We start from the raw sequence: 25,003 nt of genomic DNA on the forward strand, positions 1-25,003 counted from the left end.
CTGGCGAAATGATTCGCCATAACATGTGAGGAAAAACAATGAAAAGCTTGAAAACCCTCGTTTGTGCAACTTCTTTTGCTCTGTGCTTTGGCGCGGCTTCGATGGCCAGTGCGGCGTCCATCACCCCGGATGGCCCGTTCTCGACTAACCCCGGCACTATCGTGGTGAAGTCGCCTTCGTCCTTCGGTGCTGCGGTGACCTGCGGCATCACCTTTACCGGCAACGTTAGCGGTGGCGTGGCTTCTATCAATGGTGCGACCTTGACCGGTGGCGGCCTGTGCGGTTTGCCAACCCTGACCAACCTGCCTTGGGTGCTCACTGCTGCAACGGGCACCACCGGTACCGTGACCAATGTCGGCTACAAAATCACTTCGCTCCCATCCACCAACTGCGGCCCAACCCCTATCGCAGTGGCATGGACTCCAGGCACCAAGACCCTGTCGGCTGCCAACCAATCGCTGAGCGGCAACTGCACCGTGGTGTCCCTGAATGTTGTGGCCCCGACACTGACGGTCAACCCGTAAGCGGGTAACTCCGCATAGGGCTGATCACCCGTTCAAAGGCCGGCGCCTCGCAAGAGGTGCCGGCTGTGGGAAACCACCGGCGGAGCCGGGTGGATACGGTACTTATTGTCTGGGGAACATGACAATGCAAAGCCTTAAAAAAGCGACCCTCTTGGGCTCGATGTTACTCACCTTGAGCGCTGCATCGTCTATGGCGAGCGCGGCAACCTTTGCCCAGGCAGGCGCTGCATTTACCGCCTCGGGCACCATCGCTACCGCAGTAAAGCTACTCGCATGGACGCCGGTGCCTTGCACCATGACCCTCAGCGGCCAAGTCGCGGCGGATGGCTCAAGCGCAACCATCAACAGCGCCACGTTCACCGGGAATGCGCTGTGTGGTATTTCCGGCCCGCTGAACTTGCCGTGGACACTTGCGCCGACAAATGCCAATACCGCCACGCTTTCGGGCTTTACCGAGAAGTTTCCTTATGAAAGCTGCCTGACGCCAAGTGTGCTGACCACCCAGTGGAGTGCCGCCGACGGCACGTTCAGCATCGTCAGCCCTCACACCGTGAATGCGACCTGCAGGGTCACCACTTTCACCTTCAAACCCTCACCTGCTCTCACGATTAACCCTTGAACTTGGGCAGGGAGCGATGTGAAACGTAATGGCTGATCTGACGAACAGAAAGACGGGACGGCCAGGGCCGGCTCAGTGTGATAACAATAAGGAGTGCCTCATGAATAATAAAAAACAACAGGTGCAAGCTTTAATGGGTTTGGCTTTGATGAGCGGGCTGATGGTGGCCGCGCCCGTGCAGGCCGGTGGTTTTTCTACGCCAACCTATGGCGCACCGGGCTGGGGCCGGGCATTCGGCGGCGGCTCCTTGTTCAAGAATGACCCGAGTTCCGCATTCAACAACCCCGCTGCAATGGCGTTTGTTGACCACAACGTGGCGCAGATGACCGTCGATTACGCGCGCATCAAGATTAAGTACAAAGGCCAGGCGAATGACTACCAGGGTAACCCGGTATCCAATACACCGTTCAATCCGGACGGTACGTTCGATCCCGATGCTGCGGTGCTTAACAACAATGACGGGGGCCAAGGTGGGTTCACCGCCTGGCTGCCAACAGGGTTCATGGTCATGCCGCTGGGTGACCGGTTTGCGTTCGGTTTGGCGCAGGTAGTACCGCAAGGTATGCGCACCACCTGGAACGAAAACTCCAAGCTGCGTGACTTTGCAGTCGACACCAAGATTGAAACTGTAGGGTTGACCGGCTCCCTGTCCTTCAAGGTGCGAGATGATCTTTCCATCGGTGCCGGGATGATCGTTCAGCACAGTAAAGGCTTCGTCAGCCAGAACATTGATTTGCTTGCGGCCGCCGCCAACTCTCAGTCTGAACTGGGTGGTATTCCATTCCCGGCAGGCTTGGGTACGTCGCTGATCAGGGTCAAGGTTGATAACACCTCGGTAGGCTGGTTCACGGGGGTGGTCTGGAAGCCCACTGAGCAAGACAGCCTCGGCCTCAACTATCACGCAAAAATCAAGAACAAGATGACCGGCAAGTACAATATTCGCGCCGATGCATTTTCAAATCAGTTGTTAACTGCCCCGAGCCCGTTTGGCGGAAACGGCACCATTACCGAAGTGGCGTATCCGGGCCTTAAGCTGATCCCGGACGGCGCCAATGCCAGTACTCAACTGGACATCCCGGCCACTGCGGGCCTGGATTGGGTACACCAGTTCAATGATCGCTTCACAATGGGCATGAGTGCGGTGTGGACGCAATGGTCATCTTTCAAGAACCTGACCCTCAAGTCCGACGGGAACACCATCGTGGCAATTCCCTACAACTACCGGGACTCCTGGATGTATTCCGTGGGTGGCGATTTTAAAGCCACCGATGAGCTGACACTGCGTGCTGGCCTTGCTTTCGACCAGACACCGACCCGTAACTCCACACGCGACCCACGCATACCTGACGGTGACCGTACGTTCCTGTCTCTGGGGGCGGGTTACGACGTTAGGGCTATTCCGGGGTTGAGTCTGGACGTGGCGTATTCCCATCAGTTCGTGCAGGAGGTCAATCTCAAGACCAAGAACGTGGACCGGCTGGGTGGTGCAAGGCTGGACGGCAAGGCCGAATCTTCGGGTGACGTAGTGGCTGTCTCGGCAACCTATGCATTCTAAGCTTGTGTCTTCCAGGTAAGTCACGCAGAACCTTGGATAAGGGCGACAAGCGCATCTTGGCGCTCTTGTTCAGCGCTCGTGTCGCGGGACTTTTACGCGAGCGGGTGAAGTTCCTCTGATGTTGATCCAGCAGGCTGACGTGTTCAGCCTTGATTGTTTGGTTAAGAGATTAAATAAAAATTTCAAAACAAAATTTGAATATTCCGTATCAAGTTTGTAGTGTGGCTTTTACGCCGCAGATCATTTCGATCTGCCTGCGTTTGGCCGTGCCCTGATCAAGTAGAGGTATCCCCATGGTTATCTGGTTATTGATGGGTGTCGCCGCCGCGATTGCCCTGGCCTATCGACAAGCCACCGCGGCCCTGTGGCTGGGCGTCGGCCTGGTCTGGCTGGCGCTTGGTTATCTGTTCAATGTGGTCGCAGGTTTTGGCGCCAGCGTCGCAGCCATCCTGGTGGTACTGCCCGCCGTGCTGATGACGATCAAACCGCTGCGCCGCACGCTGCTGACCAGCAAGGCGCTGGGCTTGTTTCGCACGATCATGCCGGCGATGTCCGACACCGAGCGCGCCGCCATCGAGTCCGGCACGGTGTGGTGGGACGCCGAGCTGTTCAGCGGCAAGCCCAACTGGCAGCGTCTGCTGCAAGCCGCGCCTGCCAGCCTCAGCGCTGAAGAACAGGCGTTCCTCGACAACGAAGTGGAAACCCTCTGCGACATCGCCAACGACTGGGAAACCACCCAGGTTTGGCAGGATATGTCCCCCGAAGGCTGGCAGTACACCAAGGACGCCGGGTTCCTGGGCATGATCATTCCCAAGCAGTACGGCGGCAAAGGCTTCTCTCACTATGCGCATTCGCAGGTGGTGATGAAGCTGTCGACGCGTTGCTCGGCGGCGGCGATTTCGGTGATGGTGCCCAACTCCCTCGGCCCGGCGGAACTGCTGCTGCATTACGGCACCGATGCCCAGCGCAATTACTATTTACCGCGCCTGGCACGCGGCGACGACATCCCGTGCTTTGCCCTGACCAGCCCGTATGCCGGCTCCGATGCCGGGGCGATTCCAGACCTGGGCATCGTCTGCAAAGGTGTGCACGAAGGCGAGGAAGTGCTGGGTTTCAAAGTGACCTGGGACAAGCGCTACATCACCCTCGGCCCGATTGCCACGGTGCTGGGCCTGGCCTTTCGCGCCGAAGACCCGGACGGATTGCTGGGCAAGGCCGGCTCTCTGGGGATTACCTGTGCGTTGATCCCCACCTCCCATCCGGGCGTGAACAGCGGTCGTCGGCATTGGCCGCTGAACGCGGTGTTCCAGAACGGGCCGACCACCGGCAAGGATGTATTTATTCCGCTGGAATGGGTGATCGGCGGCCGCGAACAGGTCGGCAATGGCTGGCGCATGCTGATGGAGTGCCTGGCGGCCGGGCGCGCGATTTCGCTGCCGTCGGCCAACGTCGGCCTGGGCAAGGTGGCGGTACGCGGTACCACGGCTTATGCGGCGATGCGCAAACAGTTCGGCCTGCCTATCGGCAAGTTCGAAGGCGTGCAGGCGCCCTTGGCGCGCATGGCCGGGCATTTGTATGCCTGCGATGCGGTACGCAAGGTCTCGGTGGCGTCTTTGGATGCCGGTGAAAAGCCTTCGGTGATCTCGGCGATTGCCAAGTACCACGTCACCGAGCGCGCGCGGATGATCGTCAACGACGGCATGGACATCGTGGCCGGCAAAGGCATCTGCATGGGCCCGAATAACTTCCTGGCCCGGGCCTACCAGCAAAGCCCGATTGCGATCACGGTAGAGGGCGCGAACATCATGACCCGCTGCCTGATCATCTTTGGCCAGGGGCTGATCCGTTGCCATCCGTATGTGTTCCGCGAGATGGAAGCGGCGCACAACCCGGATCGGCGCAAGGCCCTGGAAGCCTTCGACAGCGCAATGTTTGGCCATCTGAGCTTTGTGCTGGCCAATACCGTGCGCGCTGCAGTGCATTCGCTGACCGGCGGGCGCTTGATTGCCGCACCGGCCAAGACCGACCCGGCGCTGGCGTCCTACTACCGCCAGGCCAATCGGCTGTCGGTGGTGCTGGCGTTGATCTCGGATGTGTCCATGGGCGTGCTCGGCGGTGCGCTCAAGCGCAAGGAAAGTATCACCGGGCGCCTGGGCGATATTCTGTCGCAGCTGTACATCTTGTCCTGCGTGCTCAAGCGTTTTGAGGACGACGGTCGGCCTCAGTCCGACTTGCCGCTGGTGCACTGGTCGGCCCAGGACGCATTGCTGCGCGCCCATGAGGCCCTCGCCGAAGTGCTCGACAACTACCCGTCGAAACCGGCGGCAGCCGTGGTGCGCACCTTGAGTTTCCCGTTTGGTATTCCCCTGCACAAGCCTTCGGACCGCCTGCTGGCCCAAGTGGCCGAGGTGGTGCAAACCCCCGGTGAAACCCGCGACCGCTTGCTGGCCAATTCCTACATCCCGCGCCCGGAAGTCGACAAGCTGGCCTACGGCGAGCTGGGCTTCCGGCTGTTGCCGCAAGTGGAGTTGATCGAGGCGCGGCTCAAGCCCGCGATCAAGCAGGGCCTGATCGAACCGATGCCGATTTCCGCCACCGCCTTCACCGCCTGGCGCGTCAAGGCGCGGGCGCTGGACCTGATCAGCGATGAGGAAGACAGCTTGCTCGGGCGCTACGTGGAATATGCCGACCACGGTATTCAGGTTGACGACTTCCCGCAGGATTTTGGCTTGTTGGAGGCTTTGCAGCAACGCAAGCAAGCTTTGGAGCCGACGACCAAGCGCCGCAGCAGCCAAAGCGAAAACGCCTCGGTGAACTAGGAGGAACGCGATCAAAATGTGGGAGCGGGCTTGCTCGCGAATGCGGTCTATCAGCGGCATATGTGTGGGCTGACCCACCGCTTTCGCGAGCAAGCCCGCTCCCACATTTGATTGGGTTTACACGGCAAGACAGTGTTTGTGAGTGGAACTATCAATGAGTGACAGCTACCTATCCTTCGTCAATTCCCCCTGGGGCCGACGCCTGGCCCAGGCCATCGGCCTGCCGCAACCCTTACCATTGCAACGCCACCGCAGCGGCCAGCAGGGCCTGGCCAACCCGGTGATCGTCGCCGGGGCAGGGCGCCTGGGTGCGCAGGTGCAACAGCTCTTCAAAGACACCGACACCGTCGTCGCCACGTCTGCAACCCTCAAGGCACCGTCCACGGTCAAGGTGCAGGGCGCGGTGTTCGACGCCACGGCCGTGCTCGACCTGCAACAACTCGACGAGCTCTACCTGTTCTTCCACGCCAATGCCAAGCGCCTCGGCCAGCACGGCCGCGTGGTAGTGCTCGGCACGGCGCCGGAACATTGCCAGGACTTGCCCCAGGCCATCGCCCAACGTGCCCTTGAAGGGCTGGTGCGCTCGCTGGCCAAGGAATTGCGCCGGGCGATCACGGTGCAATTGATCTACGTGGCGCCGGGCGCCGAAGACGCGCTGGACAGCAGCCTGCGGTTCTTTTTGTCACGCCGCTCGGCCTATGTGTCGGGCCAGGTGGTGCGCCTGGAAAAACCCGTGGACGCCCAGGTGGCGGTGAACTGGGACAAACCCTTCGCCGGTCGCCGTGCCCTGGTCACCGGCGCCTCGCGCGGCATCGGCCTGGCGATTGCCCAGGTGCTGGCCCGCGACGGCGCCCATGTGGTGTGCGTGGACGTGCCCCAAGCCCAGGCAGCGTTGCTTCAAGCCGCCGACAGTGTGAACGGCTCGGCCTTGCCACTGGACATCACCGCAGCCGATGCGGCCGCGCTGTTGCAGGCGCATGTCAGCCAATACGGCGCATTCGACGTGGTGGTGCACAACGCCGGGATCACCCGCGACAAGACCATCGCGAAGATGACCGAAGCCGCCTGGCGCAGTGTGCTGGCGGTCAACCTCGAAGCGCCGTTGCAGCTCAGCACCGCACTGTTGGAAGGCCAGGGTTTGAACCCCGGCGGGCGGATTGTGTGCGTGTCGTCGATTTCCGGTATCGCCGGCAACCTCGGGCAAAGCAACTACGCCACCTCCAAGGCGGGCGTGATTGGCCTGGTGCAGGGCCTGGCACCCCAGGCGGCCGCGCTGCAAGTCACGGTGAATGCGGTGGCGCCGGGGTTTATCGAAACCCAGATGACCGCGAAGATCCCGCTGATGATCCGTGAGGCCGGGCGGCGCATGAACTCGTTGTCCCAGGGCGGGCAGCCGATCGATGTGGCCGAGACCATCGCCTGGCTGGCGCACCCGGCGTCCGGCGGGGTCAATGGCCAGGTGGTGCGCGTGTGCGGCCAAAGCCTGCTGGGAGCCTGAACCATGGACTATGTGACGCAGATCATCGACCCGCCACCGTCCCGCACTCAGCTGTTGCTGGACGGCGTGCGCGCACTGCGCAAACCCAAGCTCGACGGGCCGCCGCCGCTGCCCACCGCGCGCCTGGTGCGCTCGGCAGTGGAGCTGAGCGCACCAGGCATTGCCGCCTATGGCCGCGCCTGCGGGTTTCGCCGTGAGCAGGGCGTGCCGCTGTCTTATCCGCACGTGCTGGCGTTCCCCTTGCACCTGATGCTGCTGACCCGGCCGAGCTTTCCGTACCCGGCCAGTGGCATGGTGCACCTGGCCAATCGCATTCGTCAGCACCAGCGTTTGCAAGAAGGCCAGGCGCTGCGCCTGGAGGTGTATTGCGAGCGCTGGGTGGCGCACCCCAAGGGCCAGGCGCTGAGCATCGCCACCCGCGCTTTTGCGGCGGATACGCTGGTGTGGGAAAGCGACAGCCTGTACCTGCGCCGCGACGTCAAAGACCCGGTTGGTGAGCCTTGGGAAGACGTGTTGCCCCTGCAGGAAGATGGCCTGTTGCGCACCCAGCGCTGGGTGCTGCCCGCCGACCTGGGGCGCCGGTTTGCCAAGGTCTCGGGGGATTTCAACCCGATTCACACCTCGGTGATCGGCGCCAAAATCTTCGGCTTTCGCCGCGCCATCGCCCATGGCATGTGGACCCTGGGCCGCGCACTGGCGGCGCAGCAACCGCCGGGCGGCCTGGATCAGGCCCAGGCGCATTGTGACTTCAAGCTGCCGATCTTCCTGCCCGGCCAGGTTGCGTTGTGGAACCGCCCGGTGACCGGCCCGCGCCGTGAGTTCGAAGTGCGCAATGCTGCCGGTGACAAACCGCATATGCGCGGGCTATTTATCTGGAACGAGAGCCATCAATGAGTGACTACAGCTTCAACCCGGCCCCGACCCGCCGCGTGGCGATTATCGGCGGCAACCGTATCCCGTTTGCCCGCTCCAACACCGTGTATGCCCACGACAGCAATCAGGACCTGCTGGTGGCGGCCCTGCAAGGTCTGGTCGAGCGCTATAACCTGCACGGCCAGCGCCTGGGCGAGTTTGCTGCGGGCGCGGTGATCAAGCACTCGCGGGACTTCAACCTGGCGCGTGAGGCCTTGCTGTCCACCACATTGTCGCCTGATACGCCTGCCTACGACGTGCAACAAGCCTGCGGTACCGGGCTGGAAGCGGCCTTGCTGGTCGCCAACAAGATTGCCCTCGGCCAGATCGAAGTGGGCATCGCCGGTGGCGCCGACACCACTTCCGATGCGCCCATCGGCATCAACGAATCGCTGCGCCACACCTTGCTGGCGGCCAATCGCGCCAAGGGCATGGGCGCCAAGGTGAAGGCCTTGCTGAAGGTGCGCCCGTCAATGTTTTTCAAACCGTTGCTGCCGCGCAATGGCGAGCCGCGCACCGGTTTGTCCATGGGCGAGCACTGCGAAGCAATGGCCAAGCGCTGGCAGATCAAACGGCTGGCCCAGGATGAGCTGACCCTCACCAGTCATCAGCGCCTGGATGCGGCCTATAAACGCGGTTTTTTCGATGACCTGATCAGCCCCTATCGCGGGCTGGCGCGTGACAACAACCTGCGTGCCGACACTAGCCTTGCGAAGCTCGCCGGCCTTTCGCCCGCCTATGATCGCCAGAACGGCACGCTGACGGCGGGTAACTCCACGCCGCTGACCGATGGCGCCTCGGTGGTCTTGCTGGCCAGCGAAGCCTGGGCGGCCGAACACGGTTTGCCGGTGTTGGCCTACTTACGCACCGGCGAAACCGCTGCGGTGAACTTTGTCGACGGCACCGAAGGCTTGTTGATGGCCCCGGCGTATGCCGTGCCGCGCATGCTCAAGCGTGAGGGGTTGGGGTTTGCCGACTTTGACTTTTTTGAAATTCACGAAGCCTTTGCCGCCCAGGTGCTGTGCACGCTCAAGGCCTGGGAAGACCCCGAGTATTGCCGCGAGCGTCTAGGCTTGGAGGCACCGCTGGGCGCCATCGACCGCAGCAAGATGAACGTCAATGGCGGGTCCCTGGGCTGTGGTCATCCGTTCGCCGCTACCGGTGGCCGACAATTGGCGGCGCTGGCCAAGACCATCCATGAGAACGGGGGTGGGCGCGGCCTGATTTCGATTTGTGCAGCCGGCGGGCTGGGCATTACCGCCATCGTCGAAAAATAGCCTGATCAAAAACAACAATAAGGAGACTGCCATGAACGCTGTAAGCCAGGAACACACCGAACGGGTCTGGTTGAACGCCTACTTGCCGGGCGTGCCGGCGGACATCGAGGCCGGTATCGAGGCCTACCCGTCGCTGCGCGAGGTGTTCCTGGAGCACCTGGAAAAATTCCGCGAGCGGGTCGCCTACGTCAGCATCGGCACCGAAATGACCTACGCCGACTGGCAGGTACAAGGCCAGGCGTTTGCCGCGTGGTTACAGGGCCAGGGCGTGAAAAAGGGCGACCGAGTGGCGCTGATGATGCCCAACTGCTTGCAGTACCCGATCTGCCTGCTGGGCACGATCCTGGCCGGTGCGGTGGTGGTCAACGTCAACCCGTTGTACACCTCCCATGAACTCAAGCATTTGCTCAAGGACAGCGAAGCCGAAACCCTGGTGATCTTTGAAAACTTCGCCCACACCTTTGAAAAAGTCGCGCAGGGCAGCCGTGTCAAACGCGTGGTGGTGGCGGCCATTGGCGATCTGCTCGGCACTTTCAAGGGCGCGGCGATGAACTTCATCCTGCGTCGAGTGCAAAAGCAGGTGCCTGCATTTCACCTGCCTGGCGCAGTGCGGTTCAACAACGTGTTGAAACAGGGGCGGGCGCTGAACCATTTTCCGGTGGCGATGCACCTCGACGAGCTGGCGTTTTTGCAATACACCGGCGGCACCACGGGGGATGCCAAGGGCGTGATGCTCAGCCATCGCAATATCATCGCCAACCTGCTGCAAGCCAAGGCCTGGGTTGGGGACCAGTTGGACCAGGACAAGCAGGAAACCAACGTGACCTTGCTGCCGCTGTATCACATCTTTTCGCTGACGGTGAACTGCCTGATGTTCATGTGCCTGGGCGGGCGCAACATCCTGATTGCCAACCCGCGGGACGTGAAACGGGTGCAGATGATTTTGCGCAAGGAGCGCTTCAATGGCATCGCCGGGGTCAACACCTTGTTTAACGGCTTGCTCGAAAACAAAGAGTTCTGTGCGCGGGATTTCTCTGACTTGCGCATGGTCATCGCCGGCGGCATGGCCACGCATACGGCGGTGGCCAAGCGTTGGAAAGAAGTGACTGGGCTGCCGATCATTGAAGGTTATGGGCTCACCGAGTGCTCGCCGGTGGTGAGCATCAGCCCGATCAACATTGCGCGCATGCGCGAGATGGAATTCACCGGCAGCATCGGCGTGCCGTTGCCGTCGACCTGGGTGCGGTTTATGCGTGAGGATGGCGAGCTGGCGGACATCGGTGAGCAGGGTGAACTGCAAGTGCGTGGCCCGCAGGTGATGCAGGGGTACTGGAAGCGGCCCAAGGAAACGGCCGAAGTACTGGATGCCGAGGGCTGGCTTTCCACGGGGGACATTGGGGTGATGGATGAGCGTGGGTATATTCGTCTGGTGGACCGCAAGAAAGACATGATCCTGGTGTCGGGATTTAACGTGTATCCCAATGAGATTGAAGACGTGGTGGCCTTGCATCCCGGTGTAGGGGAGGTGGCGGCGATCGGGGTGGAAGATCCGGTGACGGGGGAGAAGGTCAAGATCATTGTGGTGCGCAAGGACCCGAGCTTGACCCAGGAGCAGATCCTGGCCCATTGCCGGGAATATCTCACGGGGTACAAGGTGCCCAAGTATGTCGAGTTTCGCAGTATCGAATTGCCCAAGACCACGGTGGGTAAAGTGCTGCGGCGGGCGTTGCGTTGATGTGAGGGGTTGGGTGCTTTAAGTGTGGGAGCTGGGTTGCCTGCTGTGGTGGTTTTTCGGTGTACATATCCGTTGCTGCGGTAACGGCTGAGTAGGGTTCCGCTCTTACAGCGGGTCACTTTTGGCAAACGCCCCAAAAGTAACCAAAAGGTCTTCGCCCCACCACTCGGCACCTCGCTAATGCTCGGTGTGCCCTCACTCCGGCTTGAATCCGTGGGCCGCCGCGATGGGCCATCCTTGGCCCAGCGCGGCTAACCCGGCGTCCTGCCGGGTTACCCACGGATTCAAGCCTGCGTTCGGCCATCGTGGTTGACGGGGCGCCTCAGATCAAAATCAAGATCAAGATCTACAGCACGGCGGCCTGAAAGCCGACCTGAGTGGTTGAAGCAAGAGCCAGATCAAGTGCAAAGCAAAAGCCTGTCTACCTGATGCAACATAGTCTAACTGTGGGAGCGGGCTTGCTCGCGAAAGCGGTGGGTCAGTCAATTCATCTGTCACTGACCCACCGCTTTCGCGAGCAAGTCCGCTCCCACAGTTGATCGCATGCAGTTTTGAATATGAGGTCGGCTGTGGATTTGCATGCACTGAAGAGCTGCTTTTCTGTGGGAGCTGGCTTGCCTGCGATGCAGACACCTTGGTGTGTCAGGTACACCAAGTTGATGCCATCGCAGCGGTGCGACGACTCGACAAGCCAGCTCCCACCTTTGACCGAGTATGGCTCTGCTGTTGCTGTTGCTCTGGCCCTTACATCCTTTTCGATGACGAAGTCAGCGGTCTTTTGATCTGCGCTTTTGATCTTGATCTGAAATCGCCCCGTCAAACACGATGGCCGGAATCTGACAGTGATTTGGGGGGTAAACCGGCAGGGATGCCGGTTTAGCCGCCCCGCGCCATGGATGGCGCGGGGCGGCGGCCCACCAAATCAGTGTCGGATTGCGGGCATGCCGAGCCACAGCGAGGCACCGAGTGTTGGGGCGAGGACCTTTTGGTTACTTTTGCGTCCTTGCAAAAGTGACCCGCTGTAAGAGCGGAACCAATATCAGCCGTTACCGCAGCAACGGATATGCCCCCCGACCGCCCAGCCTCCCGGCCAGCCCTAAGACCGCTTCAACGTTAATACCCATGCTGCGATGGCATCAACCGGGTGTCACTGAAAACCGAGGTGTCTGCATCGCAGGCAAGCCAGCTCCCACACACCGCAAGCTCAAGAATACACACTCGGATTAACCAGATTGTTCGGCCGCTCCCCAGCCAGCGCCATCAACAAATTTTCCACCGCACAGGCAGCCATCGCCTCCCGCGTTTCGTGGGTCGCCGAACCGATATGCGGCGTGGCCACCACATTGTTCAAGCGCAACAACGGCGAGTCATGATTCAACGGCTCGCGCTCAAACACATCCAGCCCCGCCGCCCGAATCGTGCGTTGTTGCAGCGCCTCAACCAGTGCCGCCTCATCCACCACCTTGCCGCGTGAGATGTTGATAAAAATAGTGTCCGGCCCCATCAACGCAAACTCTCGTGCGCCGATCAGCTTTTCGGTTTCAGCCGTGAGCGGCAAGGTCAGGCACACAAAGTCAGCCTGCTGCAACAAGTCCGGCAAGCTACGAAACTGTGCCCCAAAGCGCTCCTCTACCCGTGGCTTGGGCGAGTGACTGTGGTAGATCACCGGCATGCCAAAACCAAAATGCCCACGCTGAGCCAAGGCTTCGCCGATGCGGCCCATGCCGATAATACCCAGGGTCTTGCCATGCACATCGGTGCCGAAATGCGCCGGGCCGATGTTTTTGCTCCACTGGCCGGCGCGCACCATATCGGCCAGCTCGACCACCCGGCGGGCAGTGGCCAGGATCAACGCAAAGCCGGTGTCCGCCGTGGTTTCGGTCAGCACGTCCGGGGTATTGCTGAGCAGGATGCCGCGTTGGGTCAGGTAGTCGATATCGTAGTTGTCGACACCCACCGACACACTGGCCACCGCTTCGAGCTTAGGGGCCAGGTCGAGCAGCTTGGCATCCAGGCGCAGGCTCGCACCCAGCAGGCCGTGGGCATTGGGCAGGGCGTCACGCAGCCGGGCCAGGCCGGGTTCGTCGAGGGCGTCGATCAGGGTCACATTGACCTGTTCGTGCAGGCGAGCCATCAATGGCGCGGAGAGTTTTTTGTACAGGACCACAGACTTTTTCATGAGGTTTTTACCTTCAACTCCAGGGTTGGCACCGGCACGCGATCACTGGCGCCGGGCTTGAGGAAAATCGTCAGTACCACGGCAAACATCAGCGCGCCGCTCATCAGCAGGTAGGAGGCGCCGGGTGAGCCGGTGCTGCTATTGAGGTAACCGACCAGGTACGACCCGCCGAACGAGCCCAGTGCGCCCATGCTGTTGATCAGCGCCATGGCGCCGCCGGCGACGTTGGCCGGGAGGATTTCCGGGACGATGGCGAAAAACGGACCGTAAGGCGCATACATGCACGCCCCGGCGATGACCAGCAGGGTGTAGGACCACCAGAAGTGCTCAGCGCCCAGTGCGTAGGAGGCGTAGAAGGCGATAGACGCAATCAGCAGCGGCGGCCACACAAAACGTTTACGCTTTTGCAGTTTGTCCGAGCCCCACGACACCGCCAGCATGCCGATCACCGCCGCGAGGTAGGGCAGCGCCGAGAGCCAACCGGCTTCGACCATGTCCATCTGCAAGCCGGCCTTGAGGATCGACGGCAGCCACAATACGAAGCCATACACACCGATGCTCCAGCAAAAGAACTGCAGCGCCAGGATGATCACCTTGGGCGAACGAAAGGCTTCGGCGTAGTTCTTCACCGCCTTGATCCCGACCTGTTCGGCGGCCAGGGCGTTTTGCAGGTCTTGTTTATGCTGCTCGCTCAACCACTTGGCGTCGGCGGGTTTTTCATCCGCCAGCTTCCACCAGATAAACGCCCAGATCACCGCCGGCAGCCCTTCGATGATAAACATCCAGCGCCAGCTGAAGTGCTGCACCAGGTAGCCCGACACCACCGACATCCACATCATGGTCACCGGGTTGCCGAGGATCAGGAAGGTGTTGGCCCGTGAGCGTTCGGCACGGGTAAACCAATGGCACAGGTACACCAGCATCGCCGGCATCACCGCCGCCTCGACCACGCCGAGCATGAAGCGAATGGCGATCAGCATATAGGCGTTGGACACCACGCCAGTCAGCGTGGCCAGGCTGCCCCACAGAATCAGGCTGACGAAAATCAGCTTTTTAACGCTGCGTTTTTGCGCGTAGATCGCTCCCGGCACCTGGAAGAAAAAGTAGCCGAGAAAAAACAGCGCGCCCAGTAACGACGACATGCCGGGGGTGATCATCAGGTCTTCGGCCATGCCGGAGGCCGCGGCGAAGCCGTAGTTGGCGCGATCCAGGTATGCCAGGCTGTAGGTGATGAACACGATAGGCATGATGTACCACCAGCGACGGGTGGCGAGTTTCACAGTTTCCATGGGGTTGCTCCTGAGCTTGTTGTAGTTGTGGCAACAGGGAGTGGGTCATGCAACAGATCGGCTGGGTAATTCAGATCGGGTGGGCAAACCCTCCATATCCCCGCGGCTTTGCACGGCGCGGCTGCCGATCCAATTGCCGCGCTGTACCGCCTCGGGGAAGCTCAGGTTTTCGAGCAGGGCGCTGATCATGCCGACGGCAAAACCATCACCGGCGCCCACGGTATCCACCACGGTTTCCACAGGCACGGCGGCAATAAAGCCTTGGTCCATGTGGGTGCGGTAGTAGGCGCCGTCCGCGCCCAGCTTGATCGCCACGGCTTCGGCGCCCTGGTCGAGGTAGAACGCGGCGATGTCGGCCGGGTCGTCAAAACCGGTGAGCAGGCGACCTTCGCCCAGGCCCGGCAAGACCCAATCAGCGAGGGCGGCGAGGGCGTTGATTTCGCGGATCATCTGCGCTTGGCTGGCCCACAACGACGGGCGCAGGTTCGGGTCGAACGACACGCTGCGCCCGGCCTTGCGCATCTGCGTCATCAGTTCCACGGACAACTCGCGGGTGGCTTCGGACAAGGCGGGCGGAATGCCGGTGGCGTGCAGGTGGCGCGCTTGCAGCACGGCGGGGCTGATCGCGGCAATCGACAAGTGGCTGGCCGCCGAACCTTTACGGAAGTACTCCACCTGCGGGTCGGCGCCGGCTTCTTCGCGGGACTTGAATTGAAAGCCGGTCGGGTGCAGCGGGTCGACCGCCACGTGGCGGCAATCCAGGCCTTCGTTCTTCAGCGTGTCGACCACAAAGCGCCCCAGGGAATCGTCGCCGACACGGCTCAGCCACGTCACATTGAAACCCAGGCGCGACAGGCCGATCGCGACATTGCTGTCGGCCCCGGCAATGCGCTTGTGAAACTGCGCCACCTGGGCCAGGTCGCCGGTCTGTTCGGCGACAAACATCGCCATGGTTTCGCCAAACGAAAGGATATCGATCTCAGACATGGGCGTTCTCCGCACGGGGCTGGCCAAGGAGGGCGAGGGCGGTCACCTGCTGTGCGGTGACGGCAACCAGGTCAGGGCCTTGCAACGGAAATTCCACGGCCCGGGTAATACCTTGAGTCATATGCTTGAGCAGTTGTTCCCACAGATGCAGGTCGGTGGCGCCGGGCGGCAAGGCCACCAGCTTGCCGTCCTGGCGCCGCGCCACGGCCTTGCAGTGCAGGTAGTCCACATGCCGGCCCAGCAGGCGTGCGGCAGTGAGCGCAGATTGGTCCTGCCACTGCCAGTTGCCGATGTCGAAGGTCATTTTTACCGGCAAGCCCAGGCGTTCCACCTCAGTGAAGAAGCGCTGCATCGGCTCGATGCGTCCACCGTGCAGGGTCTGGTCGTTCTCCACCAGCAGCTTGACCGGGTGGCGGTTGAGCAGGGCCTGCAGGCTTTGCAGGTCGTTGGTGTCGGTGAAATAACCGAGGGACACTTTCAGCCAGCGCGAGCCGAAGGCTTGGGCGCGGTCCAGGGTGGCGCTGAGCTCGGCATTCGGCTGGGCGCGCCCGGCCACCCACAGCTCCAGCGGTGAAGAGAACACCGACTCCAGGCCGTGTTCGGCAGCGGCTTGCGCGAGGGCGGCGGGTTGTTCGCTGGTCAACAGTTCTTCGCGCCATTCGATGCGCTGGGCGCCGGCGGCACTGAGCAGATCGACAAAACTCAATTGGCCAAGCGTACGTACCAGGTCGGCACCGTAGCTGGATAGGCTGATGGAAACGGGGTATTTATGCATTGTTATGTACCTCTGAAACCGGTTTCATTTTTATACGAAAATAATGTGGGAGCTGGCTTGCCTGCGATAGCGGAGGGTCAGTCGGCTACGGCTTCGTCTGATTGACTGCCATCACAGGCAAGCCAGCTCCCACAAGGGATTGGGTGGAGCCGCGAACGATCAGTTCGGGCAAAAAATCCAGGGTGCGCGGTGGCGCGTCATCGCCGCGCAAGCGTTTAAGCAGGCAGTCGAAGGCGCTGGCGCCAATCGCGTCGGTGGGTTGGGCGAGGGCGGTGATGCCGTTGCCCACCAGCGGGTACCAGTCGAGGTCATCCAGGGCAATCAGGCCGATGTCATCAAAGAGGTTGCAGCCCAGCGCTTTGAGCGCGTGGGTGCAGGCCAGCGCAGCCACGCCATTGGCGCAGAACAACGCCTTGGGGCCCGGCTTGGCCAGGAAGCTGTGCAGATGGTTTGCCAGCCTGTCATCAAGTTCCAGCACCGCGCCGATCAACTCCGGCCGGGCCGCAATCTCGGCATTGAAACTCGCCTGACGCTCCACGCGTGAACTGGTGCCATCGGCCTTTTCGCTCACCAGCAACAGGTCGCGATAACCCTGCTGTGCGAGGTGCTGCACGGCAACACGCACCGCTGCAGGGTTATCCAGGCCGACCATATCGCTGTGCAGCGGCTCGACCTTGCGGTCTACCAGCACCAGGGGCATTTCCCGCTGCAACTCCAGCAGTTGGTCAAGGTGGTGGCCGAGGGTGTTCACAATCAGCCCTTCGATGTTGTACGAGCGCAACGCCGCCAGGTGCTGGCGCTCTTGCTCGTCATCGCGGTCGGTGTTGCACACCACCAGGCTGTAGCCATGCTGGCGGCAAGCGGTTTCGACGCCGTGCATCACGGCAATGGAGTAGGGGTTGCGGATATCGGCCACCAGCATGCCGATCAGGCGCGTGCGGCCGCGTTTCAAACCGCGGGCCATCTGGTTGGGGCGGTAACCGAGTTCGCTGATCGCCTGCTCGATGCGCAAGGCAATCGCGTCGGAGAGCAGGGCGCGGTCGTCACCGATAAAGCGCGACACGCTGGCTTTGGACACGCCGGCGCGTTCGGCAACGTCGAGCATGGTCACGCGGCTGCGCTGGGCGGCGGAAAAAGGAGTCACGGTGGCAGGCCTTTCTTATTGGAAGTAGTGATGCTCTGAAACCGGTTTCAGGAGAACTCATTCACGAAACAACGTCAAGTGTCATTCAGCGCAAAACAACGGCTCAGCCGGTCGCGAATCCGACGAACGGCGGTGCGACCTGTTAAATCTGACAGTTACGAGAAGTTGTCGGTAGGTATTCAATCGTCGCTACAGCAATCAGACAAAAAACCAGTGGCTGGCGCAATGTTGATGTTCTGGAGAGCGATATGAGCACCCCCCCGACGAAAAACAATGGTCAAATCAATAGAGCCACAACGTTGCCCATCGATGCAATGGCAGCTGCTTTCGGTACGCCGACGTTACCCGCACTCAGGGTGGAGGGCAGGTTGCCGAGTGGTGTCATCCCTACAGCCTTTTTATATCAACCGTTGAAAGTTTTTTTGGATACACCTTGGACACTGCTGCCTCAGTTAGGGGAGAGTGATTTTTTTGTAGTGGTTTGGGAGGTGGCAGGAAATGTGCCTTTCCCTCTTCCTGCCAGAGAGTTGGTGGGGCCTATAACCGCTAGAGACTTTCCGTTGGAACTCTCTATTCCTGCGTCTTACCTGCTTAACAATGCCCGTGTGCGTATTTACTACCGTATACATAACCTGTACGAAGATGCTCAGGTGTTCGAGTTTTCGCATCCGGTGGACATTATTATTGATCGCAGGCCGCCAGCAGAAAGTGAGGTGCTTAAAGCGCCCTGGTTTGCGGATGACGACATCACTGAGTCTGATGCGACTGATAATGCAACCTTCGATGTTGTCGTGCCGGGGGATTATTCAGGTCGTGCTGCGCTTGACAAGATATACCTGTATCTCATGGGCGCTAATGCATTTCCAGTCGGCCTGCCAATTTTAATCAAGGAATTTGCTGCCACCACCGATGCTATGGTTCTGAAAGTACCGGTTGCTGAAATTCGTAAGTATGCGGGTACCTCAACACTGTATGCCTGTTATAAAGTCATGGACGAGGCAGGCAATATAACCCCGCAGTTTTCCTTGTTCGGAAGTACCAAGCTCTCTCTGGAGGCGTTACCAGCCGATTTGCCTGTGCCCACGGTGCCCGCGTTTGATTTTGATCGCCTTATCAATCGGGAAGACGCGCGTAATATCGTATCGTTCGGTATCAGCACCTACACCCATTATCGGCAGGGGGATCTGTGTATCCCTGTATTGGCCGGGGTTGAGTACCCGGCAATACCCGTAATGTCATTGCCGTTTACCGGGACGTTAAGTTGGCAGCAGTTGATTGCCAATGGCGCCAATCTCCAGCGCAAGAACAATGTACCGTTCCGCTACTTTATTCGACGCGCTTCCAACCCGGGGAGTGGTGGGACGCCTTCCCCTCTGAAATTGATCAATATGGATTTCACGGTTTTCGGCCGCGATCATAATCTGGCGCCCGCGCTGTTGAATCTCCTGCTGGACAAGGTCAACATCTTTGGCGCTGAGTCTAATACGGCTAATCAGCTGGACAGTCGCGACAATAACCAGCCTTGCAGGGCTGAAGTGGTGCTCTCCGGCGACCCTCAAGTGGGTAACATGCTGTCGCTCTATGTGCAAGGACAGACAAATGTAGTAACGACCTATACCGTCAAGAAGGGGGACGTCGCCGGTATCAATATAATCTTTGATGATCCGATCCCCTGGTCGGTCATACAGTCTGTCAGTAATAAAACTGCGCTGTTCTACTACCTGTCCACCAATGGGGTCAACCAACAACAATCGGCTGATCAGCAGGTGGCGGTAAATATTACGCCGCCCATTGCCTTGCCCAAACCTACCTATCCGCACGCAGACGATAGAGGGTTTATTACGTGCAGAACGGATCCGCCGATTTGGAAGGGGCTGACCATTCGGGTGACCCCAGGTATTAAACTATTGCCGGACGATACGCTGAAAGTGTTATTTGTTGGAAATTTAATATACCCCGATCGAGAGCCAATAAAGTCCACGGAACATACAATCACTGAACGATGGGGTACTGCACAAACCTCGCGTGATTTTGTGATTACAGACTATAAGAACTATCTTCAGCCGTTGAAGGATTATGCCGGTGCGAGTGCCAAGTACAGTGTTTTTCGAAACGGCGCATTAATAGGGGTGTCTAAAATCGGCTACGCACAGGTTGATCGTAAGTATCCGACCGGGGGTTACTGTACGCCGACAGGTAAAGGCGTGGATTGATTCGCCCAAGATAGCAGGCGCACAGTTACAGTTAAGGCAGGGTGGTCGAGCAATTAAAAGTGTTTCAATGCCAGGTAGTCAATTGGTCGTGAGCAATGGCTTTGTAGGTAAAGCAAATCTGATGATAACGGAGAGTATGAAATGGCTATTAAAATCGTTCCAAGAATTCTTATCGGTACTCCCAGCCTGAACTTAAGCGCGGCAGCGCTTGATCCATCAGTTGTCATGGATCCGGCACTGGGGCTTATTTCAAAAGATGGAGCCAGTAAAAATTTAATCTTTACAATCACGTCGGGACCGAATTCGTTTGATAGGGACTGGTGCAGGATTTATAAACAACCTGTGAATAGTCCAAACCCCACTCAATGGACGCTGGTGGAAGACTACTTCCAGTTCACCATTGCGAATCCAGGCGATACCTTTACTTATGAACTGAAAGTTCAACCGGATACGGGCCTGCAGGAACATGGTGCGTGGCTTTTCTGTTTTGATTTAACAGAAAATTATCCGGCGAGCAATCCAGGCGACGTAGACGTTCCCGCTGACACGTCAGAAACTTCGCCATCTACCAGGTTTGAGATCGACTTGATTCCTGCCTATTCCAATGGCAGCACTGCCATTCGGCCACCGCCACTGGTCTATACGGGTACGCTCCCGGCGGGTCAGCCCTTTACGTTGCCCCATCTGACCCTGTTCGGATTCCCATTCAGCATTCCTGCCAACACTTACGCTTTTAGAAGCGGGCAGTGGGGCCCGAACGATAAAGTCCGGATTTATCTCACTAAAGGCGACATCGTCATTCCTGCGGAAGAGGTGGGGGCGCTAGTTCCACCGCGGCCCATGCTGCAAACCGGCAATACCGGCGTACTGACCGAGCGTGACTTGGATAAAAGCGGTACTGGCTGGCGGCTTATCTATCAAATCGAGGACCGGGCAGGCAATCTCAGTGAGCCTTCATTGCCCTCCCTACCTTTCACAATAGTGCTGACGCCAGCGCCAGCGGATTTGCAGCCGATTACGATTGATCAGGCTCCAGGCTTGGCTGACGACCTGATCAATCTTGCAGACCTCGCCGTAGGCCCAACCGGTAAAATCCCGGTTTTTGGGAACTTCAGCAGTGCGAGCAAGTACCGGTTTCGGGTGACATGGGGCGGTCAGCCTGCGAGCCCGTGGTTTGATGTTGTCACGTTTCCGATAACCTTGGATCGGGCCTTCCTGAACCCGCTGTGTACGGCTGACTATGGTAATGCAAAGGGCCCCAAAACCACCGTGGTGGGCTATGAAATCGAACAAGACGGAGACAGTGTAGCCGGCCCGACCACCACGATCAGAGTGGATCTGAGTTACTCTGGACCGACTACCACAACGCCGGGTAGTGAAAATGGCCGATTGCTTGCTGCAAGTTTTATGGGTGAAGTCTCGAAGGAGTTGAATATACTCAGGGAGGCAGACGCTAACCAGGACGTGACCATTACCGTTGTGACATGGACCGGCCTTGAAACGCCGACCAGAGGCATGTGGTTGGTTCCTCAGCTGCCCGATGGAACGTTTCTGGCACCTGCTCAAGAGTTGGATGACACTCAGGTAGCCGGAACTCCGGTCAGTTGGAAGCTCCCCTGGTCCTACTTCGCCGCATTGGGGAACGGCCCGCATAAGATTAGATATGTTGTTTCGCCTACGCCAACGCCAACAGCGGTCACTAACCTGAACCCTGCACCCTACACCGACATTAATCTGATAGACGCCGTGGTTACTGCCTTGTCAGCACCTCAATTTGGTGGCGCTCGAGGCATGGGGGCGACCCTTTCGGTTAACTGCGATGCGCTGACCAGGATGCCGGTGACGACGCCAAGAATCTATGAGCTGCGGGTTTTCGTACCCGGGAATCCGAAAATGGTGGTGGGTGAACGGCTGACTTTGGCCATGCGGGTTACGAGGCCCAGCGTAGCACCTCTGGCTTTTGATCAAACGCAGTCCCCTAGCGTCCCTATTACGGATGCGATCAAGGCCAGTGGGCACACTTTCACATTCGATTTCGCTTTCGTCGGGAACGCACAGGCAGGGCGCGGTTATGCGCGTGCCTTTACCAAGCTAAACGACGGTACGCTGGGGGTCGGTACTGCTACGGTTCTTATGCGTACTGGGCTGGCGGCCTCGCGGTGTGATCTCTCGCCACTGGTTATCCCGTAACAGGCGTTAGTCAGGCGGTGACAGCATCCCCCTCTCTTTACGTGAGAGAGGGGGAACTCCCTCACACACTCCATCCCATAGATCACCCATTACTCAGGTTTCTTACCCGGGTTCTACAGACTAATCCTACATAAACGGGAGCGTTTAATTCTTACTCTACGCGCTGCACAGGTAAGGCCTCATTTTTTCAGCAGTAGGCCAAACCGCTTTTGTAAGTTTCATCATGAGAGTGATTGAGCATGTCGACACTGAATACGTTTGACCTCAAGCCATTGAGTGTGAAGATGAAAGTTCCCACCCTTACATTCTGCTTATTCGTCGCAGTACAGGGACAAGCACAGGCGATTCAGCTGGATAATGGTGCCCTACGTACTCTCGGCCCTGATGCGGCCGCTACGGATTGGCAACTGACGGGCGGGTCCACGCTGACGATGAACAGCGCGAGCGCCACCGGCATCGACCTGTCAGCTTCTACGTTAAACATGAACAGCGGCAGCCAGTCGGGTGCAGTGCGTGCTTCTGGCCGTTCTACCGTCAATATCAACGATTCGCACGTGACGTCGAGCGACCCTGTTCTGGGCGCCGTGCGGCTTGAAAACAGTAAAGCTTTTATTACTAACAGTACGGTCACCAACTCAGCCGGCATGGGTTTGCAGGCGGTCAGCAACGCAGGTGCAGCCTCACTGGCACAAATCGCCAACAGTACTATCAGCGGGGCTGCTGGCGGTGCGCTAGCCACCAGTGGCAGCGAACTTCACTTCACCCAGAATTCAGTCGTGCAGGGTACGGGAGCCGCAGCCTTTGGCCTCGCTTTGGTCGGTGCAACGGCAACCGCCAACCAGAGTACGATCATCGGCAACGGTCAGGGTGTCTTGTTCACTCGCGGTCGCTCGGATACAACCGATGGCAAACTGGTGTTGGACCAGTCTGTGGTTGAGGGACGCACGGGTTCGGCCCTCTCGGTCAGGGGCACGCCAGGTCTGGTGCCAGTGGTGTCGATCGACGTACTCAACGGTTCCACCCTGAAGGGCGGCGATGGCAATCTGTTGTCGGTGTCGGGTGGTGCCACGGCGACGATGAATGTGGATAACAGCCGGAACCTGGTCGGTAATGTGGTCGCCGACGCCACCAGCACTGTGCATTTGAACCTGCAAAAAAACGCCGAGCTGACGGGCCAGTTGCAGAACGTCTCCACCATGAGCGTAGGCAATGCTTCCAACTGGAACATGACCGGCGACAGCCAGGTGGGTGCGCTGAACATGGCCGGTGGTACGGTGACCATGGGCGCGGCGAATGAGTTTTACCAGCTGAACCTTCAGACGCTTTCCGGCGAAGGCACCTTTGTCATGGGCACCAACTTTGATGAGGGCAAAACCGACTTCATCAATGTGACCGGCGAAGCCACGGGTAACCACAGTCTGGCACTCGCAGCCAGCGGCAGTGAACTGGTCAAAACCCAGGTTGTGCACACCGGCGGCGGTGATGCGGCGTTCTCCCTCGAGGGCGGCCCGGTCGACATGGGCGCCTATGCCTACAACCTGAAACAGGAAGGCAATGACTGGTTTCTGGACACGCAAACCCGTGTAGTCAGCCGCAGTGCCCGCGTGGTGACGGCATTGTTCAACACCCCGGTGACCATCATGACCGCCGAAGAGGGTTCGTTGCGTGCTCGTATGGGTGAGTTGCGCTACTCCCCGAACAGTACCGGTCTCTGGGTCCGTGGTTTCGGCAGTCAATATGATGTGTCCCAGAGCTCGGGCACCGGTTACTCGCAGAACCTGAAGGGTTTCTCCATCGGTGCTGATATGCCGCTGGGCGACAGCCAATGGAAGGTGGGTGTATTCGGCGGCCACAGTAACTCTGACGTAAACCCGGCTCGCGGCGCTGCCGGTACCGTCAAGAGCTACTTCCTGGGTACCTATGCCACCTGGATGGACGAAGAAAGCGGTTTCTATTTTGATGCCGTGGCCAAAGCCAACCGGTTCCAGAACCAGGCCAAGGCAACACTCAGTGACAACACGTCTACCAAGGGTGGCTACAACAACGTAGGCGGTGGTGTATCGGCTGAACTCGGCCGTCATATCAAGCTCGGTGAGAGTTCCTTTATTGAACCTTACGGCCGACTGTCGACCATTGTGGTCCAAGGTGGCACGTACAGCCTGAAAAACGGTTTGCAAGTGGACGGTGAGCGCACCCGCTCAAGGACTGCCGAGGCCGGTGCGACCCTTGGTCATGAGTTCCAACTCGATGATGGTACGCTGATCAAGCCTTACCTGCGTGCGGCAATGGTCCACGAGTTTGCCAACAACAATAAGGTCACGGTCAACAACCAGACCTTCAACAATGATTTGTCGGGCTCGCGCACCAAGTACGGTGCTGGTGTGGCGGTGTCGTTTACCCAGGACCTGCAGGCGCATGTCGACGTGGAGACCAGCACCAGTGACAAAATCAAGCAGAAAGCCGCTGTTAACGTTGGCCTGCGTTATGCGTTCTAAATAAACAGGCAACGCTAAGAAGCCCTGATCGAAAGATCAGGGCTTTTTTTTTGATGAACGCAAAAGCGCTTTTCAATCGCCTTTCCCGGTTAGATCAGGATTGGCGCCGCAGCATTTGGGTTCAACTGAACAGTCCGGCAGCAATATTGATCGAGAACCCCAGAATCGCCGTATTGAACAGAAATCCAATCAATGACTGGCCCAAAACGACTTTGCGCATTGCACGTGTAGCAACCCCCACATCCGCGGTTTGCACCGCCACGCCGATGGTGAACGAGAAATACAGGAAGTCCCAGTAATTGGGGTTGCGCAGCCCTTCGGCAAAGCGCAGCGCCGGCTCATCGCCGTCCCAGGTGTAGAACAGACGGGCGTAATGCACACTGAAGATCACCCCGGTCAGTAACCATGAGCCAATCACCGTCATGCCGGTAAAACCGTAGTGCAGCAGGCGTGCCGTGCTGTCCAGGTCTTTGCTGCCCACCAGGTTCACCGTGATGGTCGCAAGGCTGGCTATCGCGGCAATGCACACCATGAACAGCACCAGCCCGGCGTTTTCATCCTCGATCTCGGCGATGCGTTTTACATCATCGGCACGCGAACGGCTGGTGAGCCACAGCATCAGCGCCAGGTAGGTCCAGACCCCGGCGTTCCAGCCAATCAGGATTTTGCTGATCAGCGTATCGGCCGGCACCAGAATGCCCACGGCAAGGCCAAGGACGGCGGCGGATGAGAGGCGAGGGTGGGTGCGGGCGAGGAAGGCCATAGGTGCTCACAACAAGGGGGAGGTTGTGA

At 59.2% G+C, this 25,003-nt stretch carries 17 protein-coding genes; 11 read left to right on the top strand and 6 right to left on the bottom strand.

The genetic code is table 11. From position 1 onward, the window contains the following. Window positions 1–38: 38 nt before the first annotated feature. The 8 genes from praB to PSH96_RS13125 all read left to right on the top strand — a co-directional run bounded on the left by praB (window position 39) and on the right by PSH96_RS13125 (window position 10,939). Window positions 39–524 (top strand): alkane oxidation protein activator PraB, encoded by a 486-nt coding sequence (gene praB / locus PSH96_RS13090; protein WP_058421882.1) that lies wholly within the window; start codon window positions 39–41, stop codon window positions 522–524. A gap of 124 nt (window positions 525–648) precedes the next feature. Next, entirely contained in the window at window positions 649–1,143 is a 495-nt protein-coding gene (locus PSH96_RS13095) for a hypothetical protein (protein WP_305459604.1), read from the top strand. A 100-nt stretch (window positions 1,144–1,243) separates the two neighbouring features. Next, window positions 1,244–2,698 carry an outer membrane protein transport protein gene (locus tag PSH96_RS13100; RefSeq protein ID WP_305459605.1) on the top strand — a complete coding sequence of 485 codons (1,455 nt, stop codon included), beginning with the start codon at window positions 1,244–1,246 and terminating at the stop codon, window positions 2,696–2,698. Between the two features lie 293 nt (window positions 2,699–2,991). Then, entirely contained in the window at window positions 2,992–5,517 is a 2,526-nt protein-coding gene (locus PSH96_RS13105) for an acyl-CoA dehydrogenase (protein WP_305459606.1), read from the top strand. Between the two features lie 154 nt (window positions 5,518–5,671). Further along, the gene (locus tag PSH96_RS13110) at window positions 5,672–7,015 is read left to right on the top strand and encodes a 3-oxoacyl-ACP reductase (protein ID WP_305459607.1); all 1,344 of its coding nucleotides are present in this window, start codon (window positions 5,672–5,674) and stop codon (window positions 7,013–7,015) included. A 3-nt stretch (window positions 7,016–7,018) separates the two neighbouring features. Next, complete coding sequence (locus PSH96_RS13115; protein ID WP_305459608.1) at window positions 7,019–7,909, top strand: MaoC/PaaZ C-terminal domain-containing protein; 891 nt, start codon at window positions 7,019–7,021, stop codon at window positions 7,907–7,909. Then, entirely contained in the window at window positions 7,906–9,204 is a 1,299-nt protein-coding gene (locus PSH96_RS13120; protein WP_305459609.1) for an acetyl-CoA C-acetyltransferase, read from the top strand. Before PSH96_RS13115 ends, PSH96_RS13120 begins: the two co-directional genes overlap by 4 nt. Before the next feature lie 31 nt (window positions 9,205–9,235). After that, window positions 9,236–10,939 (top strand): AMP-binding protein, encoded by a 1,704-nt coding sequence (locus PSH96_RS13125; RefSeq protein ID WP_305459610.1) that lies wholly within the window; start codon window positions 9,236–9,238, stop codon window positions 10,937–10,939. A gap of 1,204 nt (window positions 10,940–12,143) precedes the next feature. Here PSH96_RS13125 and PSH96_RS13130 read toward each other — a convergent pair. The 5 genes from PSH96_RS13130 to PSH96_RS13150 form a co-directional block, all read right to left on the bottom strand. Next, window positions 12,144–13,118, bottom strand: coding sequence for a D-glycerate dehydrogenase (locus tag PSH96_RS13130; RefSeq protein WP_305459611.1), 975 nt, complete (start codon window positions 13,116–13,118; stop codon window positions 12,144–12,146). Then, entirely contained in the window at window positions 13,115–14,407 is a 1,293-nt protein-coding gene (locus PSH96_RS13135; protein WP_305459612.1) for an MFS transporter, read from the bottom strand. Before PSH96_RS13135 ends, PSH96_RS13130 begins: the two co-directional genes overlap by 4 nt. Window positions 14,408–14,452: 45 nt before the next feature. Continuing rightward, on the bottom strand, window positions 14,453–15,394 hold the full coding sequence (locus tag PSH96_RS13140) for a sugar kinase (RefSeq protein ID WP_056859256.1): 942 nt from the start codon (window positions 15,392–15,394) through the stop codon (window positions 14,453–14,455). Continuing rightward, window positions 15,387–16,169: a sugar phosphate isomerase/epimerase gene (locus PSH96_RS13145; protein WP_305459613.1), complete on the bottom strand. Its 783-nt coding sequence runs from the start codon at window positions 16,167–16,169 to the stop codon at window positions 15,387–15,389. Before PSH96_RS13145 ends, PSH96_RS13140 begins: the two co-directional genes overlap by 8 nt. Before the next feature lie 85 nt (window positions 16,170–16,254). Then, window positions 16,255–17,313: a LacI family DNA-binding transcriptional regulator gene (locus tag PSH96_RS13150; RefSeq protein WP_305459614.1), complete on the bottom strand. Its 1,059-nt coding sequence runs from the start codon at window positions 17,311–17,313 to the stop codon at window positions 16,255–16,257. 248 nt (window positions 17,314–17,561) lie between these two features. Here PSH96_RS13150 and PSH96_RS13155 point away from each other — a divergent pair, with 248 nt between their 5' ends. The 3 genes from PSH96_RS13155 to PSH96_RS13165 all read left to right on the top strand — a co-directional run bounded on the left by PSH96_RS13155 (window position 17,562) and on the right by PSH96_RS13165 (window position 24,211). After that, on the top strand, window positions 17,562–19,526 hold the full coding sequence (locus tag PSH96_RS13155; RefSeq protein WP_305459615.1) for a hypothetical protein: 1,965 nt from the start codon (window positions 17,562–17,564) through the stop codon (window positions 19,524–19,526). 141 nt (window positions 19,527–19,667) lie between these two features. Further along, window positions 19,668–21,716 (top strand): hypothetical protein, encoded by a 2,049-nt coding sequence (locus tag PSH96_RS13160; RefSeq protein ID WP_305459616.1) that lies wholly within the window; start codon window positions 19,668–19,670, stop codon window positions 21,714–21,716. A gap of 431 nt (window positions 21,717–22,147) precedes the next feature. Then, window positions 22,148–24,211 carry an autotransporter outer membrane beta-barrel domain-containing protein gene (locus tag PSH96_RS13165; RefSeq protein ID WP_305459617.1) on the top strand — a complete coding sequence of 688 codons (2,064 nt, stop codon included), beginning with the start codon at window positions 22,148–22,150 and terminating at the stop codon, window positions 24,209–24,211. A 121-nt stretch (window positions 24,212–24,332) separates the two neighbouring features. On the opposite strand, the gene PSH96_RS13170 is transcribed toward PSH96_RS13165, so the two are convergent. Continuing rightward, a complete protein-coding gene (locus PSH96_RS13170; RefSeq protein ID WP_305459618.1) occupies window positions 24,333–24,974 on the bottom strand; it encodes a DUF1345 domain-containing protein in 642 nt (213 codons plus the stop codon). Between the last annotated feature and the right edge of the window lie 29 nt (window positions 24,975–25,003).

This window comes from Pseudomonas sp. FP2338, assembly GCF_030687515.1.
Taxonomy (GTDB): Bacteria; Pseudomonadota; Gammaproteobacteria; order Pseudomonadales; family Pseudomonadaceae; genus Aquipseudomonas; species Aquipseudomonas salomonii.